The 16,707-nt window shown below is 41.4% G+C and carries 10 protein-coding genes; 2 read left to right on the top strand and 8 right to left on the bottom strand.

Annotation, left to right across the window (positions count from 1 at the left end; all coding sequences use genetic code 11):
* Positions 1-60: 60 nt before the first annotated feature.
* Positions 61-801, bottom strand: a complete 741-nt coding sequence (moeB, locus tag TW85_RS23975; protein WP_046019667.1) for a molybdopterin-synthase adenylyltransferase MoeB — start codon at positions 799-801, stop codon at positions 61-63.
* 86 nt (positions 802-887) lie between these two features.
* On the opposite strand from moeB, the gene TW85_RS23980 reads away from it, so the two are divergent.
* Positions 888-2,186 (top strand): inosine/guanosine kinase, encoded by a 1,299-nt coding sequence (locus tag TW85_RS23980; RefSeq protein WP_046019668.1) that lies wholly within the window; start codon positions 888-890, stop codon positions 2,184-2,186.
* 91 nt (positions 2,187-2,277) lie between these two features.
* Here the strand turns inward: TW85_RS23980 and TW85_RS23985 are convergent, their stop codons facing one another.
* From TW85_RS23985 to TW85_RS24015, 7 genes are all read right to left on the bottom strand, one after another.
* Positions 2,278-2,784 (bottom strand): chemotaxis protein CheW, encoded by a 507-nt coding sequence (locus TW85_RS23985; protein WP_046019669.1) that lies wholly within the window; start codon positions 2,782-2,784, stop codon positions 2,278-2,280.
* A 99-nt stretch (positions 2,785-2,883) separates the two neighbouring features.
* Entirely contained in the window at positions 2,884-3,738 is an 855-nt protein-coding gene (locus TW85_RS23990; protein WP_052702401.1) for a Tim44-like domain-containing protein, read from the bottom strand.
* Positions 3,739-3,753: 15 nt separating this feature from the next.
* Positions 3,754-4,764, bottom strand: a complete 1,011-nt coding sequence (gene trpS / locus TW85_RS23995; protein WP_046019670.1) for a tryptophan--tRNA ligase — start codon at positions 4,762-4,764, stop codon at positions 3,754-3,756.
* A 163-nt stretch (positions 4,765-4,927) separates the two neighbouring features.
* Positions 4,928-6,979, bottom strand: coding sequence for an exodeoxyribonuclease V subunit alpha (recD, locus tag TW85_RS24000; protein ID WP_052702402.1), 2,052 nt, complete (start codon positions 6,977-6,979; stop codon positions 4,928-4,930).
* Entirely contained in the window at positions 6,966-10,703 is a 3,738-nt protein-coding gene (gene recB, locus TW85_RS24005) for an exodeoxyribonuclease V subunit beta (RefSeq protein ID WP_046019671.1), read from the bottom strand. Before recB ends, recD begins: the two co-directional genes overlap by 14 nt.
* The gene (gene recC, locus TW85_RS24010) at positions 10,693-14,067 is read right to left on the bottom strand and encodes an exodeoxyribonuclease V subunit gamma (RefSeq protein WP_046019672.1); all 3,375 of its coding nucleotides are present in this window, start codon (positions 14,065-14,067) and stop codon (positions 10,693-10,695) included. Before recC ends, recB begins: the two co-directional genes overlap by 11 nt.
* A 225-nt stretch (positions 14,068-14,292) precedes the next feature.
* On the bottom strand, positions 14,293-15,840 hold the full coding sequence (locus tag TW85_RS24015; protein ID WP_084616489.1) for a methyl-accepting chemotaxis protein: 1,548 nt from the start codon (positions 15,838-15,840) through the stop codon (positions 14,293-14,295).
* A 400-nt stretch (positions 15,841-16,240) separates the two neighbouring features.
* Here TW85_RS24015 and TW85_RS24020 point away from each other — a divergent pair, with 400 nt between their 5' ends.
* Positions 16,241-16,705: a YHS domain-containing (seleno)protein gene (locus TW85_RS24020; protein ID WP_046019674.1), complete on the top strand. Its 465-nt coding sequence runs from the start codon at positions 16,241-16,243 to the stop codon at positions 16,703-16,705.
* Positions 16,706-16,707: the final 2 nt, after the last annotated feature.

The following is a 16,707-nucleotide window of genomic DNA, read 5'->3' on the forward strand; positions in this document are numbered from 1 at the left end:
CTATCGTAATTCAACCCTGGCATATGCCTTTTTCATAAATTTATTTTATAAAGTCTGAGTTTAAGTACAGATAACGCACTCAGGGTCTTGGGTTAAATTAATATCTCGCCAAATGCCATCGAACCCATCAAAAACTCTGAGTTTGGCATGCTGAACTCGACCACAACCAGATAAGATTTTTATGGCATCTAATGACTGAAGCACACCAATAGAGCCGACAACAGGACTAATAATACCGGACTGTGAACAGTTTAAATTAGTGTCATTAAGGTTAGGGTAAAGACACTGGTAACAAATCTTACTATGTTCAGCAAAAAGAAAAGATTGCACCTGCCCTTCCCAACGAATAGCAGCGCCAGAAACAAGATTTATCTTATGTTGATGGCATAATTTATTAACAATCTGACGAATTTTAAAGTTATCAGTGCAATCAAGTACCAGGTCGTAAGCTGTCACTCTCTGAGCTAATGACGCTTCATCAAGGCGTTCAAGTAAAACCTCAACCGCAACTTCATCATTCATTTGAGCAATTTGCGTCTTGGCAGCTTGGGCTTTAGCAACACCAACATCATCTTGCTTATAAAGCACCTGTCTTGCCAAATTACTTAATTCAACCACATCATCATCAACTAAGGTTAAGTGCCCAACACCGGCTGCGGCCAAGTAACAAGATGCGATATTACCAAGTCCACCTAGGCCAATCACCATGACTCTCGCATTCATCAGCTTTTGCTGGCCTTCGATATCAAAATTGGGGAGTAATATTTGACGACTATATCTTTCTAACTGTAATTCGTTCATTAATTTGCCATTTTTTTAGAATAAGCCATATTAGCTTGGCTCAATTTTTTGATAAAATGTTTTTTTCCCTATGTTGGATATTGAACATGAAATTCCCTGGTCGTCGCAAGTTAAAGCATTATTTTCCCGTTTCACAACCTAAACCTGCTTTACCTACTTCTGAAGTACAACCTAATAAAGACACCTATGTGGTTGGTCTTGATGAAACCATTGTCGACGTTATCGCGAATGTAAATGATGATTTTTTAACAAGACATAAGATCACAAAAGGTCTTTCCAATCTTGTTGATCATGATACTGCAACTGAGATTTATGCAGAACTTGTTGCACAAGGCTCTATCTCGGATCATTTTGCAGGTGGCACCATAGGTAACACCTTACATAACTATTCGGTACTTGCTGATGACAAGTCAGTATTACTGGGTGTGATGTCTGCCAATATTCAATTAGGTTCACCTGCTTATCACTATATTTGCCATACCAGTAGCAAGGTTGATATGAACCATTTACAAGGTGTAGAGGGCGATATTGGCCGTGGAATTACGCTCATCACTGAAGATGGTGAACGCACTTTCGCTATAGCGCCAGGTGATATGGATGAGCTAAATGAGCAGCACATCCCTGATGAAATTATTTCTCATGCAGCAGCCTTTGTGGCTTGTGCTTATCCAGTACGCCATCAAGATAAACCGATTCACAAAGCCATGCTGGCGGCAATCGAGTCTGCCAATAAACATAATGTACCTGTTGTATTAACACTAGGAACACAACACCTAGTCACAGATAACCGCGATCTACTCATGTCATTAATCGAGAACTCAGTCGATGTCTTAGCGATGAATGAGTTAGAGGCAGAAGCTTTAACTGGCTATGATGATCCACTACAAGCGGCGGATTACATTCTTGATTTTGTTGATATGGTATTGATTACAGCTGGGCCTCATGGGCTTTACTTATGCGGCCATACAAGTGCCGAATTAGCTCGCGAAACAAGCAACCCAATCAAATCAGATAGCTTAGAAGACTTTAACCTTTACGAGTTTAGTCGCCCTATGAAGCGCCGAGATTGCCATGCGCCTATAAAAGTATTTTCACACATTGACCCTTATATGGGTGGCCCAGAAAATATTAAAAATACCAATGGTGCAGGCGATGGTGCGCTTTCGGCATTATTACATGATATCTCTGCTAACTACTTCCACCGCTCTGCTGTACCTAACTCCAGCAAGCATAGAGCTGACTTTTTGTGTTATTCCTCTTTTGCTCAAATCTGTAAATATTCCAACAGAGTGAGTTATGAGATTCTGGCGCAAAACGCACCACGACTATCACGAGGTTTACCTGAAAGAGAAGATAGTTTGGAAGAGAGTTACTGGGAAAGCTAACTCCTATTTAAGCCACGCGCTTAAACAAAGCATTAGACATAAAAAAACCATGCCTAGGCATGGTTTTTTTATGTACTAGAAAAGTGCTTTATTAAAGCGCTTCAATACCTAGCGTGTCATTACTTTCAAAGAATCTATCAAGCTCAAGTAAGATAACTAACTCATCTTCTTTTTGATAAACACCTTGAATAAACATAATCGCTTCGTCATTACCAACACTAGGACTTTGTTCGATTTCACCTTGGTATAGATAGAATACTTCTTGTACCGCATCTACCAACAAACCAACTTGCTCATTATCATGCTCAACAATAATGATACGAGTGTCATCAGAAATAGTCGCATCAGGTAAACCAAAGCGAACTCGAGAATCAACAACAGTAACAACGTTACCACGTAGGTTCACGATCCCCATTACATATGAAGGAGCCCCTGGAACAGGTGCAATTTCGCTATATCTTAGAACCTCACGAATTTGCATTACATTAATGCCGTAGGTTTCATCAATTAGCTTAAAAGTAAGGTATTGAAGTAACTCACCTTTGGCGCTTTCAGAAACGCCTTTTTTAGAGTCATTTAATGTGGCAATTTCAGACATAGTGACTTCCGTTTTGAATCATTTTATTAACTTATGCCATTAACAATATACTGAAAACCAGTAAACTTGTAATGGCACAGCTCAACTTTTAAGTAACAATTAGTTATCTTGTTGGATACCAACAATGGTCCAATTGCTAGATTGTTGCGACATGTTTTTCTCTAAGTGCCAGTACTCAGTACTATCACTTGTATCTTCACCTTCTTTGATCCATCCAGAGAATTTCAAGGTAATAGACGAGATAGAACCTTGGTATTCACCACGAACAAGCTCTACATCCAAAGAAATGATCTCTGTCTTTGGTTTATCAGCACCATAGTTAGCGCGTTCAGCTTGTAACATAGCAAGTAGTTCAGGTGTCACATAATCAGAAATTTCTGCAAAATCATTTTCGTCCCATGCTTTTTGCAAAGCAGCATAATGATTTTTTGCCTCTGCAACAAAAGCTGCTTCATTAAAATCAGGTGGCAACTGCATTGCAGGGTCTTGAGCCTTAAACGGGTTCGCAGACGCTGTTGGTGCTTGTTGGAAAGAGTCAGCACCTGGCATTTGACGGAACTGAGCATTATTAGCCGCAGCAGCCGCTGCCGCTTGACGTTTTGGTGCGATGAAGAACTTGTAGATTAAGAAACCTACTAGCGCAAACAGTAGGATATCGCCAAATGCGAATCCATCAAAAGCGCCACTTCCCATCAATGCAGCGAAAATACCACCAGCCAATAAGCCACCCATAAGACCACCCATCAAACCGCCGCCAAATAGACCGCTTTTCTTTTTAGCAGCCGAGCTAGTCGTTGTCGCCGCTTTATTAGCCGACGTAGACTTAGGCACAGAATAACTCTTACCGAAACTCTTACCACCACCAAATTTTTTGGCCTCAACCTCTGCACTAAAACCACCGAAACCGATAGCTAGTACAAATGCCATAAGGACAGCATAAACACTCGTTTTCATTTTCTATACTCCAACTTAACTAAACTTCACTAACCCCATTGATTCTCTCAATGGCGTTACAATTGATTGAGCACGACTACGGGCTTTCGCGGCACCAGCCTGCAGAATGTCTTCTACATCGTTTGGTGCTGCCATAAGCGCATTGTATTTTTCACGTGCTTCACCTAGCTCTTCATTCACTAGGGCAAATAATTCTTTCTTCGCTTCACCCCAAGCTATGCCATCTAAAAACTTCTGATGCATTTCTGCTGTTTGTTCTGCCGTTGCAAACGCTCGGTAGATATCAAACACAGTTGAGTCATTAGGGTCTTTCGCTTCACCAGGCTCCAACAAGTTTGTCTTAATCTTGTTGATTGCTTTTTTCAGCTTCTTCTCACTTTCAAACAAAGGAATAGTATTATTATAACTCTTACTCATTTTACGGCCATCAAGACCTTTCAAAAGTGCCGTTTCTGAATCATCAACCACAGCTTCAGGTAAAACTAATTGTTGTCCATAAAGATGGTTCAAACGACCCGCGATATCACGTGCCATCTCTATGTGTTGAATCTGGTCTCTACCCACAGGCACCTTGTTAGCGTTAAATGCTAAGATGTCAGCTGACATAAGTACAGGGTAACAAAATAATCCCATGGTAATACCAAGGTCAGCATCTTGTTCAGCATTCACATTTACATCAACCGCCCCTTTATAAGCATGAGCGCGATTCATCAATCCTTTTGCAGTTACACAAGTAAGTAACCAATTTAATTCGGCTATTTCTGGAATATCTGATTGACGGTAAAAACACACCTTTTCAGGATCAAGTCCACACGCTAGCCAGGTTGCTGCAATTTCTTTACGAGAGCTTTTTACTCGCTCTGGATCCTGACATTTTATCAAAGCATGATAGTCAGCTAGAAAAAAATATGATTCATTATTTTCATCTAAACTTGCTTCAATTGCGGGACGAACTGCACCGACATAGTTACCTAAATGCGGTGTACCACTAGTGGTAATTCCTGTTAAAACAATCTCTTTAGCCATTATTCCTACTCAGTCACGACAAATGTGCGCCTACCCTAACACAAAACTTTCTAATCAAAAATTACTCAATTTAGGGTAAAGCTTAAATACTGAATATTGGGGTTCTAATCTTAGAATCAAGTCTTAGATTACCACCTTTTTGATAACAGCAACTTATGACACTTTAATGACACCAAAGTTTATCTATTAATCCAGAATAACGTGCGACTTGAGTCGAAATACCTGCTCGCATGGAATCAGGTGTCGCCCACAAACTAAAGAAAGACTTAGCCCGAGTAATACCCGTATAAATTAGCTCTTTGGTAATAACAGGGCTTTCATAGGGGGGTAAGACTAATTCAACACGCTTAAACTCTGAACCTTGTGATTTATGTACTGTCATCACAAATACCGCTTCATTTTCACTTAAACGGCTTGGTAAATAGGCTTTCAAACTTCCATCAGGCAATTCAAACCATACCCGCATACGCTCTTTATCATCCACATCAGGTAAGCAAATGCCAATATCACCGTTAAACAAACCTAAACTCGCATCATTACGAGTGATGATGATGGCTTTTCCAGGATACCAAGCAAGTGGGTTGATCATTCGCCCCCTTTGATAGAAAAAGTCCTGTAAGATTTGATTCAGCTGCTCAACCCCATATTCTCCCGTTCGTACAGCCGATAAAATTTGATAGTTAGCAAACTCCTCAAATAAAGCACTTACGCAGATTTCTCCTTGCAAAGCTTGTTTAACCGCTCGCCAATATGCGTCATACCCTCTGGCCAAAGTCGCGATATCTAATGCTTGCTCCTCTTGATCTAGTTTGTGCCAATAAAGGTCTGGGTAGCTTGCCCCCGCCCCCCCAAGAATAGAAAAACTGCTATTCACATCACCTCTATTCACAGCGCCGGCTAAATGTCCTATGCCGCTATCTTGGTGAAAACGATAACTTTTCGCTAACAGAGACAAGTTCTGACGAATAGGAAAATCTATGCGTGTATCTAACGAAACCACACTACTTAGATCTGTTTCACTTAGCGGCTCTAAAACCTTGGCCCACTCAGGCGCTAAGCTTACAGGTTCAATACCATGAGTTAGGTCGGCCAATACACTCCCCGCTTCAACAGAGGCAAGCTGATCTTTATCACCTAATAGAATCAATCTTGCTTTCGCAGGCAGAGCATCTAATAACTTAGCCATCATAGGGAGGTCGACCATAGAAGCTTCATCCACCAGCAAGATATCAAGATGTAAAGGGTTCTTATGGTTATGCCTAAAACCAGAGCGTCCGTATTCGCTGCCTAGTAAACGGTGCAAGGTAGAAGCTTGCTCAGGTATTAGATCAAAGACATTCTCAGGGAACTCGGTACTTTCCCTTAACTTAGCTTTGGCTTGAATAATAGATTGAGTCAAGCGTGCCGCCGCTTTACCTGTTGGTGCAGCAAGCTCTATGGTTAATCCTTTTTCTTTTGAATGAGTCTGCAGGGCTAACAAAAGTAAAAGCTTGGTGACTGTGGTTGTTTTACCCGTTCCAGGACCACCACTAATCACAGCAAAGCTTTGTAACCCTGCATTGGCAACTGCAATTTTCTGCCAATCGATGCTTTCTTGTTGAGGTAGATCATCAGGGAATAATTGAGCTAGCCAGCTAGCCTCAAATTCGTAATTGGCTTGGCCTTGAGCTTGGCGAATATAATTAACGACTTGAGACTCAAACCCATAATAACGAGCTAAATACAGGCGATTATCTTGTAGTACATAGGGTTTAGTTACCAGTGTACCTTGCTGACCATGAGATGATTCTTTCACCTCAACTAAAGGCGAGTCCATCAAGTCAGACAATAACTCCTGATAAGAATTTATCCCCAAAGCCAATAAACAAGCAGCCCACTGTTTAGACGTAATCGCTTGAAAAGGGCCAGAATACAATTTATCTAAAGGTAAACAGCTATGTCCTTGGCCTAAATAAAAGCTGGCGATCAAACTTGCTAATAGCACACTCGCTCTTGTTTCTTGGCAATGGCTAGCCAACCTTAAACTAGTATGAAGATCTAGTCTTCTTATCAAACCTAGCTCAGGCCAATGGGAGATTTGCTGAAAGAAGCTGTCTTTCGAGTGATTCGCGCTATCTAACACGAGACGATCACTCTCTAGCACCAAGCTTCTCTCGCTTTCTAAAGTGAGACTCATTTGTGTGGCTACTGAGGTATTTTGCTTAGAAGAGTTCAATTTGGGGAACCTCCTCATTGGTTTCATTCAACATATTATCAAGCGCATAAACATGCTCACGGCTTAATCGAGTGGTAAATACTCCCGTATTGCTACCTACTTCACCTTTATCATCTTTAGCTTTCATACCACGTAAAAATAAATAACAAACACCACCGATGTGCTTATCATAATCGTAATCTGGCAGGCGCTGGGCCAAGAGCCTGTGTAGAGCAAGCGTATAGAGCTGATACTGCAAGTCATACCTGTGCTCTGCTATAGCGTGAGCCATATGCTCCGCTTGATAATCCTCGTACGCCATACCTATGTGGTTTGATTTATAGTCGAGAACATAATACTTGCCCTCATGTTCAAACAAGAGATCAATAAAGCCCTTTAGCATTCCCTTTAAAGACCTTTCTTGAATGGCTGGGGCATGTAGGGAGACGGGGTCATACTGTCTAGCAATTTGATCCAGCGTTCTGGCATTAAAACCAGCTACAGGTAAGAAGAATTCCATTTCCTTTAGACACTGTTGCGGACTTAATTGTTTTAAGCTCACATTGGGGTATAAAGATGTCGCTAAAATATCCTCCAGCCAAGAGAACAAGACGTCTTGCCAATCCTCATAACCCTGCTTAACGAAGTATTCAATCATTTTACCTTGATACTGAGTCTTTAGAAGATCGGCAAAACTTACCTCTTCCAAGCTGCCAATAAGTGCATTGCCTTCTAATAAGTCATGTAAGAAGGTGCCTGGTTTGGCCCCTTTTGGAAAAGTAAAACAGGTCTTTTCATCACTGACTAATAGATCCTGTTGGGCTATTTCATCAACAAGCTGAGCTTGGTTTTGCTCTAGTGTCTCTACTTTAGTGAATTCATCTAAACCTGGCTCACTGTGCTCAGCCTCTTGCTCTTTAGCTAAAGCAGACTGCTCTACGACCAGAGATGAATAGCTCCCTACCCACCAGTCTTTTTCAATATCACCAGTAAAAGTTTGCGCCGTAACTGACTCTTCTTTGCTGCCTTGGCTTAGATTAAGCAATAGACTCTTCTCAGACACTAAAAGTGACTGGCCCATTCTGTCACTCTCACTCGTTAGCGCTTGAAGTTTAGTTTCAAGTTCACCAAGTTCGATAGGTTTGCCATGGCAAATTAAAGACCCTATACCACTTAGATGCAGTGACAACTCAGCCTCTTTCGATTTAGTCGCCGCTTTACCGACTTGTGCACAGCCGATATAACAGGCTTCACGAGCACGAGTCAGCGCCACATAGGCAAGTCGAATCTCACCTGCATAGAGCTCTGTTTCATGTTGCTCTAACTGATTCTCGTCTGGCACAGGAGCATAATTTAGTTGATGCTCATCATCATGATATAAGGCATATTTGCCATTATTTCTAAAAGGTGTAAAAGCAAAAGGCAGATACACTATGGGATATTCAAGGCCCTTACTCTTATGTATGGTAATAATACGGACCAACTCATCATCACTTTCTAAGCGTATTTTCTGTTCATCACTATCACCATTGGGTGCTTGAATCGCTAACGTGAGATAGCGAATAAGACCTTCTTTTGACTCTAACTCTTTCGCTTTTTGCTGTAGTTTTTCACCAAGGTGTAAGAGATCAGTTAAGCGGCGCTCACCTTGCATTCCTGTTAATAGTTTCGGAGCAAGCTCTAAGGTTTGTATCATGGCTCTAATCATGGGGAGCACCCCATCTTTATGCCAAATTTCAAAATAGTCTTTAAACCTATCTACCCAAGTTTCATACAAGACATCATTTTGGTTAAGCTGATCTAATTCATCCACTTGCCAACCTAATAGGTTCGTTGCCAAAGCAGATCGTATGGCAGACTCTTTACCTTGACTTAATATGGCATTGAGCACTAACAGCAACTCTCTTGCTTCAGTACTGGCAAACACCGACCCCCTATCACTTAGGTAAACACTGGCAACACCACGCTCACTTAAGGCCGCCTTCATTAACTGGGCTTGGCGATAACCTGATACCAAAACAGCAATATCACCAGAACGAACCGCTTGGCCTAAAATTAACGCCTCACCTTGCTGAGCTTGAATAAGGGTTTTACAAATATGTTCGGCGGTTAGATCTGCCATTTGTATCTGATATTGGGCGCTCGTTACTATCCCATCATCACTATAAGCCTCTTCTGGCAATAAAAACTGCACCGCTTTTTCAAGCTGATCATGACGATAAAACTCACCTGGAGTTTGTCTGTCTTGCACCTCAACAAAGGGAATTCCATCTACCAGAAAAGGGTTAGCCTGAGCAGCAAACAAAGCATTAACTGATTGGATCATAGCGGCAGAAGACCGATAGTTTGTTGCCAAAGAATAAATCGCATCAACTTCTTGCTTAGCCGCCAAATAGGTGTAGATATCAGCCCCTCGAAAGGCATAAATAGCCTGTTTTGGGTCACCTATCATAATAAGGCCTAGGCTATTTTCATCTTGACTTGCGGGTTGATAGATCTGGCTAAAAATCCGATATTGCACAGGGTCCGTGTCTTGGAACTCATCTATCATGGCTAAGGGATAGAGCTGGCGTATTCTTAATGCCAATGCATTCTCAGCTCCTTCTTCTTGACCAGGGAGACTAAGCGCTTCATCTAGGTTGGTCAGTAAATCCGTAAAGGTTAGCTTCTGAGTTTGCTGCTTCCAATTAAACAGCCGTGTTTGAGTTTGCTGCCATAAATAAGCCATCAAAGACGGTTTAATTTTATCGACACTTGGATAGGACTCAAAAAGGCTTGTCACTAATTCAAAAAAAGCATGATTTGGCTGGGCACCATTTTTCTTTAACTGATTAACATGCTCTTTCCCACTGAATTTCGCGAGCTCTTTCGGTAAACCCGTTTGATCAGACTGAGCCCATTCAAGAATAACATCTGGAATACCTGCTTGGCGTTTCCCCCAAAAAGTGCCTTTAATACCGCTATTTGTTAAGGCATCCAAAATATTTGCGGCCTGCTCAAGCCACATAGCCTTAACCTTATGCATGGTTTCCAGTGCATTAGACATCAAGCTCTCAAGGTCAAAGTCTTGAGCTTGATCCAGATCTTTCCCTCCATCCTGAATAATCGCATCCGGCTGGTTTTGCAACAAACTAAGCTCTTTTTGCAGGGCTTCTGGACTTGGCCAAATAGGTTTTACTAAGGCTGCAACATCCGCTTTCATTGGATAAATATTAGCTCGCCATACATCTTTAATCGCCAAAGCTAAAGGCGCCTGTTCATCCGTTTCAATTTCTTGTTGGAACAACATACGGCTTTCAAACGCATTCTGGCTTAGCATTCTTTGGCAAAAACCATGGATAGTGAAGATGGCCGCCTCATCCATTTGCTTTTCAGCATAAAGCAAACGCTCAACCCCAGAGGCGATATTTTCAGCTGTCATTGAATCTAATAGCTGCGCTAAAAAGACATCATTAGACTGCCCTAATAAAAGCGCTTTACGAGCATCTCGAATACGGTTTCTAATCCTAGCTTTAAGTTCTGCGGTTGCCGCTTCGGTAAAAGTTACGACAAGAATTTGATCGACCGTTAAAGGCTTTTCAAAGTCCGCATCAGAAGAGACTGGCAGCAGCATTCTTAAATAGAGATTGGCTATGGTATAGGTTTTACCTGTCCCAGCGCTGGCTTCAATCAATCGCTTACCATACAAAGGAAAATGCAAAGCATCTAAAGGCAGTGCATCTTGTAACACTGCTTTATTGCTCATCTGTTTTCACCTTTAATAATTCATTCATAGGTAGCCAAGTTGCCTTCACATATTCGACAAAATCATCTTGATAGAGAGCTAGATCAGCAAAGAAACGCTGCCAATAGGGATCCTTACCGTCGGAAAAATCATTAAAGTCATCGTTATAGGTTTTAAGTGCCATCTGCCAAGCCGCTTCCTCTTCGTTATCTTGGTTTTTATCATTCAGATAGGCGGCACACCAAGCATCAGAGGTTCTAGCCGGTATCACTAAAGGCTGACGATCTCCTAACCTAAAATAGGTGAGGTACTGGCTTAAATAGTCAGTAGCGGATTCAACTGATAAGGTTTCAAACACATGAGTAATGACTTGATTAGATTTTGCATTCTTAAAGCTTAAGATGTGAGTTTCAATCTGTTCACCTTGAGCACATAACGCCAAATGAGATAGCCACGCCTGTATTTTCTTACCAGGGCTAAGTTGACCTAAGTGATAGACCAAATACAGCTGACGATTAGCCAGCTCCAACCATGACTGCACTCGGCCTTCTTCAAGCTGTAAATCAATATTAATGGCGTCTAATTTTTGTTGGGCATATTCATTGATGTTGAGCGCCATAATGCGGCTTTGCTTAACCAAGTCGTTAACTTCCATATCGCCAAATGCGCCATAAGGATATTTACCAGACAACTTCAATTTGGCAATAAAACTTTCTAATGTATCTTCTTGAATCGCTATCAGTAACTCTTCTTTGAGTTGGTAACGAGTTAAAGCATCTAGATTAAATGGCTCGTCTTCATTTTCTTCAATTTCCTGCAATTTAAGGTAAGCCTTGAGCCTATGTTGCATAAAATAGCGCGCAGGATTGAGGTAAAAACGTATCAACTGGTTAAGCTCAAGCTGATGTTGCTGATCTTCTATTGCCTGTAACAAAGGCAAAGTTTTCAACTCCGTTTTCTGCTTAGTCACATTCACAGCATCTAACCAGGAAGCATCATAGCTTTTAAGCTGACCGCTAAAGGCTTCTTTATTTGAGTAATACCCTTGATGAAAAGGCTGTAATTTATGTTCTTGTACAAGTTTTTCAAGCAGTGCGGCTTGGCCTTCTTCTACTGGAACTTTTATGTCTTTTTCTAAAACGCAGCTTTGGGCGATGTAATCAACCAACTCACTCACTAAAATAGAAGGATTAAGCTCACTATTATCCTTCACACTGCGACCAACATAACTAATATAGAGATGCTCTCGCGCTGACATTAGCGCTTCTAAAAATAAGTATTTATCATCTTCTCGACGGCTACGATCACCACTACGATAATCTCCCACCATTAAATCAAAGCCCATTGGCACCATAGACCTAGGGTAAGCGCCTTCGTTTAGCCCTAAAAGACAAACCACCTTGAATGGCACAGAACGCATTGGCATTAAGGTGCAGAAATTCACTTTACCCGCTAAGAATCGCTGACTGCCCTGTGCTTCTTGCAACCTTGGAATCAGTAATTGCTTTAGTACATTCACATCTATGGTTTGATCAAATTGAGCATGCTGCCATTCTTCACAGATTGCCTCCATATGCTTACTTAACATAGGCGGAAAGGCATCATCTTCATCAAGGGTAAAAAAGCGATCACTTACTTGATATAAAAAACTCACCCAATCACTAGGTTTCTTATCCAGTAAAAGTGCCTGCTGAGTTTCACGAATAGCCTCTAAAAATGCGGCTAATTGGCCTGCTAACTCAGCCTCTAAGCCTTCTACTTCGCCATAACTTAACAGGGACTGCCAAATATTGTCATTGCCCATGGCGTAGCCCAACAACATACGGTCTAATCCATTTTGCCAAGTATTATGCGCTTGGCTGGGTAAGTCTAAATCTGTCGCGGTTGACTCATCCAACCCCCAGCGAATACCAACCTCACTACACCATTGACGAATTCGTTCCACTTGATGCACTTGTATCCCAAAGCGCGCCAATACAGCAGGTACCTCTAATACACTCACAAGTTCAGATAGGGTAAAGCGGCTATCGGCCAAGCTAAGTAAGGTGACATAGGCATCAACCACTGGGTTTTCCATCCCAGCTGCTTGGTCTATCAAAGAGTATGGAATAGATTGCTGTTGTGGGGCCTGACCAAATACAGCCTGCACAAAAGGACTGTACTGGTTCACATCAGGCAGCATCACAATGACATCTTTAGGCGTAAGGTGAGGGTTCTTTTCAAACAAGGTCAGCAAACTATCATGCAGCACCTCAACTTCTCGCAACGCGCTATGGCAAACTTGAACCGCTACACTATTATCATCGTTCGCAATAGGATATTTATAGTGAGAGTCTGAACTGTTTAAACTTCTCTCTTCTAAAGCACCGTGATTATTCAGCTCTAACACATCTTGTTGTATCCGATTCAATAGAGAAGCTTGAGTGCCATCATCACAATAGCTTTCAAACACCTCTAACTGTTGATTCGCAAAAGCTTGCAACTCACCAATATAGTCTCGACCAAGGCGTCCCCAAGACGCTAATAATGGGTTGGCATCTAGGTGCAATGTGTCCTGATTCAAGCCGGGTTTATTCGCCTGTTTATTCAGCACTCTACCCAGATAGTTCTTATCAACAATATCGCCCCAATAATACTGGCAAGGGTTCTGCAAAAATAGATGCATATCTATCCAATTACTTTCAGCTAATAAGCGAAGGGATTGCAAGGTATTAGGTGGCAGAGCCGATACACCAAAAATATAGACTCGTTGCGGAATAGCAGGTGGTTTAGGCTTAGAGCGAACAACTTCTTCTAAGGCTTCGAGTAAATTGGCTCTGTGATACAAAGATTGGTCATAGGAAGCAACATCGGCAACGAGGTCACGCCATAAGATAGATTGCCAAGCTTGATCTTGATCCTTGCTTTTTGGTAAGTCTTTGGCTTGATTACCTTCTTCCCAAGCAGCGATCCAATCAGGACGATAAACAAGATATTGGTCATAGATATCAGCAATGCTAGAACATAATTGAAAACGTCTTAGCTGGCTGTCATCTTCAGCCAAGTACCAAGCAAGTTGCTGAAACTCGACCTCTTCTAACCTATTGTCTAGTAGACGCATTAAGCGCCAAACTAAAAAGGGTTTATTAAATTCGCTTTGTCCCGGTATATCTTGTAAGGCTTGCTGAAAGCAGCGCCAAACAAACGTAGAAGGTAGAGGAAATTCATAGCCTGCCGCAATTCCCTGCTCTTGGGCTAACTGCATTTTGAGCCATTGAGCCATGCCAGGACTCTGCACCAATATGTGCTCTTTAGCGAAAGGACTTTCTGGCAAAGATAAGGATAAAATACGCGCTAAAATGCTTGATAGATCTTCTAAGCGATTACCCGTATAAAGATGAAACATATATAAACCCAAGCCCAGTTCGATGCAAAAATTTAGATGAAAAGCAAATAGTTAAAGCATACCAGCTTGTCAAAAAGAAGGCCCATAAATACTTGTGAACTTGGATAAGTATAAGAGCTTACTATTAGAGTGAGTGCAAAAAAAAGCGCTAAAGTCTTGGGGATGACCTTAACGCCTAAAGTAGTACTGAGGGATAAATGAAAGCGAGGCTCTTCTCGCTTGGGGTTAAATATTAAAACTAGACATCAGTTCCTTCATTTTTAACGTGGTATTAGCTAAAGACTCGCTTGATTGACGAGTTGTGACGATTTCATCATTACTTTGATCCGCCAGTTTTGAGATATCTTGGGTTAAGTTATTTAAATGTGTCACAGCTTGATGCTGATTATTAATGCTCTCAGTTATCACATCACTGGCTTGGCTAATTGCGGTAACCGATTGCGCAATATCAGCTAATGCCTGATCCGTTTGAGTAATGTCTTGTGTTGTTCGCTTAGAGTATTCATGGCTTGAATTGATTTTACTTTCGGCTTCTTTCGCGCCCGCTTGCAAACGATTTATCATGCCTTGTATTTCATCTGTCGAGCTTTGAGTTCGACTCGCTAAGCCTCGGACTTCATCAGCAACCACTGCAAAACCTCGACCTTGTTCGCCCGCCCTAGCCGCTTCAATGGCAGCATTTAATGCTAATAAGTTGGTTTGTTCTGCAATACCACTGATTACATCCAGCACGGCCCCAATATTTTGAGACTCCTGTGCAAGTAAACTCACTGTTTGCACACCATCGTCTAGCTCGCTAGAAAGGATTTCTAAGGATTCCATGGTTTGTTTAACCGAGGTTTTACCTAACTCGGTACGCTCCTGGGTTACCTTGGCAGACTCATAGGTTGCTTGGCTATTCTCCAATACTTGCTCTTTCTGCTCTGATACCTCATCTATCGCGACTGTCATTTGAGCAATAGTATCGAGCTGAGTTTGGGCAAGTTCTGTGGTATTACCCGCCACACTCCTCAACTCTTTACTGTGTTCATAAACACTGTGATTGAGTTGAATTGCCTCAGCTAAGGTGCTGGAAATCTTGTCACTGAAAGCATTAAATGCGACGGCAATATGAGTAAACTGATCACGGCCTGAAACTGGCAACCTATGCTTTAAATCACCTTCTGCTGCTGAGATATTATCAAGAGCGTCTAGACTGGCTTGCAAAGGTTGAGTAATAGAACGCACGATAAGGATAGATAAAATAAGACCTAAAATAATAATAACACCAGAGCTGCCGCCAACAGTGAGAAGCTCATTAATAAACTGGCTTTCAACATCATCAAGGTAAATACCAGAACCGACAATCCAGCCCCAAGGCTCAAAACCTTTTACAAAGGAAACCTTCTCCACCGCAGCTTCAAAACCAGGTTTAGGCCAAAGGTAACTCACGAAACCTTCTTTTTGCGCTTTGACAATATTAACGAACTCAGTAAAAAGCTTTTTACCATTTGCATCTTCTAAGTTACTCAAGTCCTTGCCTTCTAAAGCAGGCTTTATAGGATGCAAAACAATATTTGCTTGATAATCATTAATCCAAAAATATTCAGTACCGCCATAACGAGCCATTCGGATTGAGGCTTTAGCCTGTTTTTGTGCTTCGGCTCTAGAAAGCTCGCCAGATTGCTCTAATGAATAAAAGTAATTAATGCTTGAATGGGCGAGATCCACGACATGGCGTGTTTTTAAGGCTTTTTCTGAATTTAATGAGTGTTTGTAAGATGCAAGTGACATGGCTAGCACCACGACTAAACCAAGACAGAGAAAAAAAACAAGACTATTAAGTCTTAAATTAATTGAGAAATTTCGTAGAAATTGGGTCAATGTTTGGCTCCTATATATGAGTTTGATTGGCAATTAATCCTTTTCATGTTCGTCATACAGCCAACTTTCAAAATATTTAAAACACCTCTTCCTGAATAAGTTTTAAATAATCAGGCTAAAACACTAAAACTTAAAAAGAAAAATAGGAAGCTAGGCCAGATAAGACATTAGTCTAAGGGGAGGCTGACCTAGATCACATCGAAGTCATTCTGTTGGGTTAGATAATATTTTGAACTATATGAGTATTTTCTAATCTAGATTTGAGACATATTTAATGCGCTGACTCAATTCATTTATGTAAGGAAAGACAATGAAAAAGCTCTTTTTAGGCCTGATATTACTCACCTGTAATAGCCTCTTTGCTAGCGAACCTGTTAGTACAAGCTTTTGGAATAATATTGCTATAGGCAAGCATGATGCCCTGGGTTATTACCAAGAGGACTTAACAGGTAGCACGCCAACGACAAAAGGTGTCGAGCACTTCACTGTTAATTGGCAAGATGCTGAGTGGCGTTTTGCTAGCCAAGCATCGGCGGATAAATTTGCCGAGAACCCGCGCAAGTATGCCCCTAGATACAATGGTCACTGTGCAAATGCTTTGAGTTTAGGTGAAGGTTTGATTAATACAGATGGTTCTGTATGGGAGTTTTTTGGTGACAAGTTGCATTTATTTTATGCTGAAAGAGGCAGACAACGCTGGCTAAAGGGCGACTGGCAAACTTATCAAGCAGAAGCAGATCAAGCTTGGTTAGAAATATTAAATAAAGAGAGCTAACC

The sequence above is a fragment of the Marinomonas sp. S3726 genome (genome assembly GCF_000967665.1).
Lineage (GTDB): Bacteria > Pseudomonadota > Gammaproteobacteria > Pseudomonadales > Marinomonadaceae > Marinomonas.

Excerpts from the sequence above, each read along its gene's own strand:
- moeB (WP_046019667.1), bottom strand. The coding sequence starts at position 801 with ATGAACGAATTACAGTTAGAAAGATATAGTCGTCAAATATTACTCCCC.
- TW85_RS23980 (WP_046019668.1), top strand. The coding sequence starts at position 888 with ATGAAATTCCCTGGTCGTCGCAAGTTAAAGCATTATTTTCCCGTTTCA.
- TW85_RS23985 (WP_046019669.1), bottom strand. The coding sequence starts at position 2,784 with ATGTCTGAAATTGCCACATTAAATGACTCTAAAAAAGGCGTTTCTGAA.
- TW85_RS23990 (WP_052702401.1), bottom strand. The coding sequence starts at position 3,738 with ATGAAAACGAGTGTTTATGCTGTCCTTATGGCATTTGTACTAGCTATC.
- trpS (WP_046019670.1), bottom strand. The coding sequence starts at position 4,764 with ATGGCTAAAGAGATTGTTTTAACAGGAATTACCACTAGTGGTACACCG.
- recB (WP_046019671.1), bottom strand. The coding sequence starts at position 10,703 with ATGAGCAATAAAGCAGTGTTACAAGATGCACTGCCTTTAGATGCTTTG.
- recC (WP_046019672.1), bottom strand. The coding sequence starts at position 14,067 with ATGTTTCATCTTTATACGGGTAATCGCTTAGAAGATCTATCAAGCATT.
- TW85_RS24015 (WP_084616489.1), bottom strand. The coding sequence starts at position 15,840 with ATGTCACTTGCATCTTACAAACACTCATTAAATTCAGAAAAAGCCTTA.
- TW85_RS24020 (WP_046019674.1), top strand. The coding sequence starts at position 16,241 with ATGAAAAAGCTCTTTTTAGGCCTGATATTACTCACCTGTAATAGCCTC.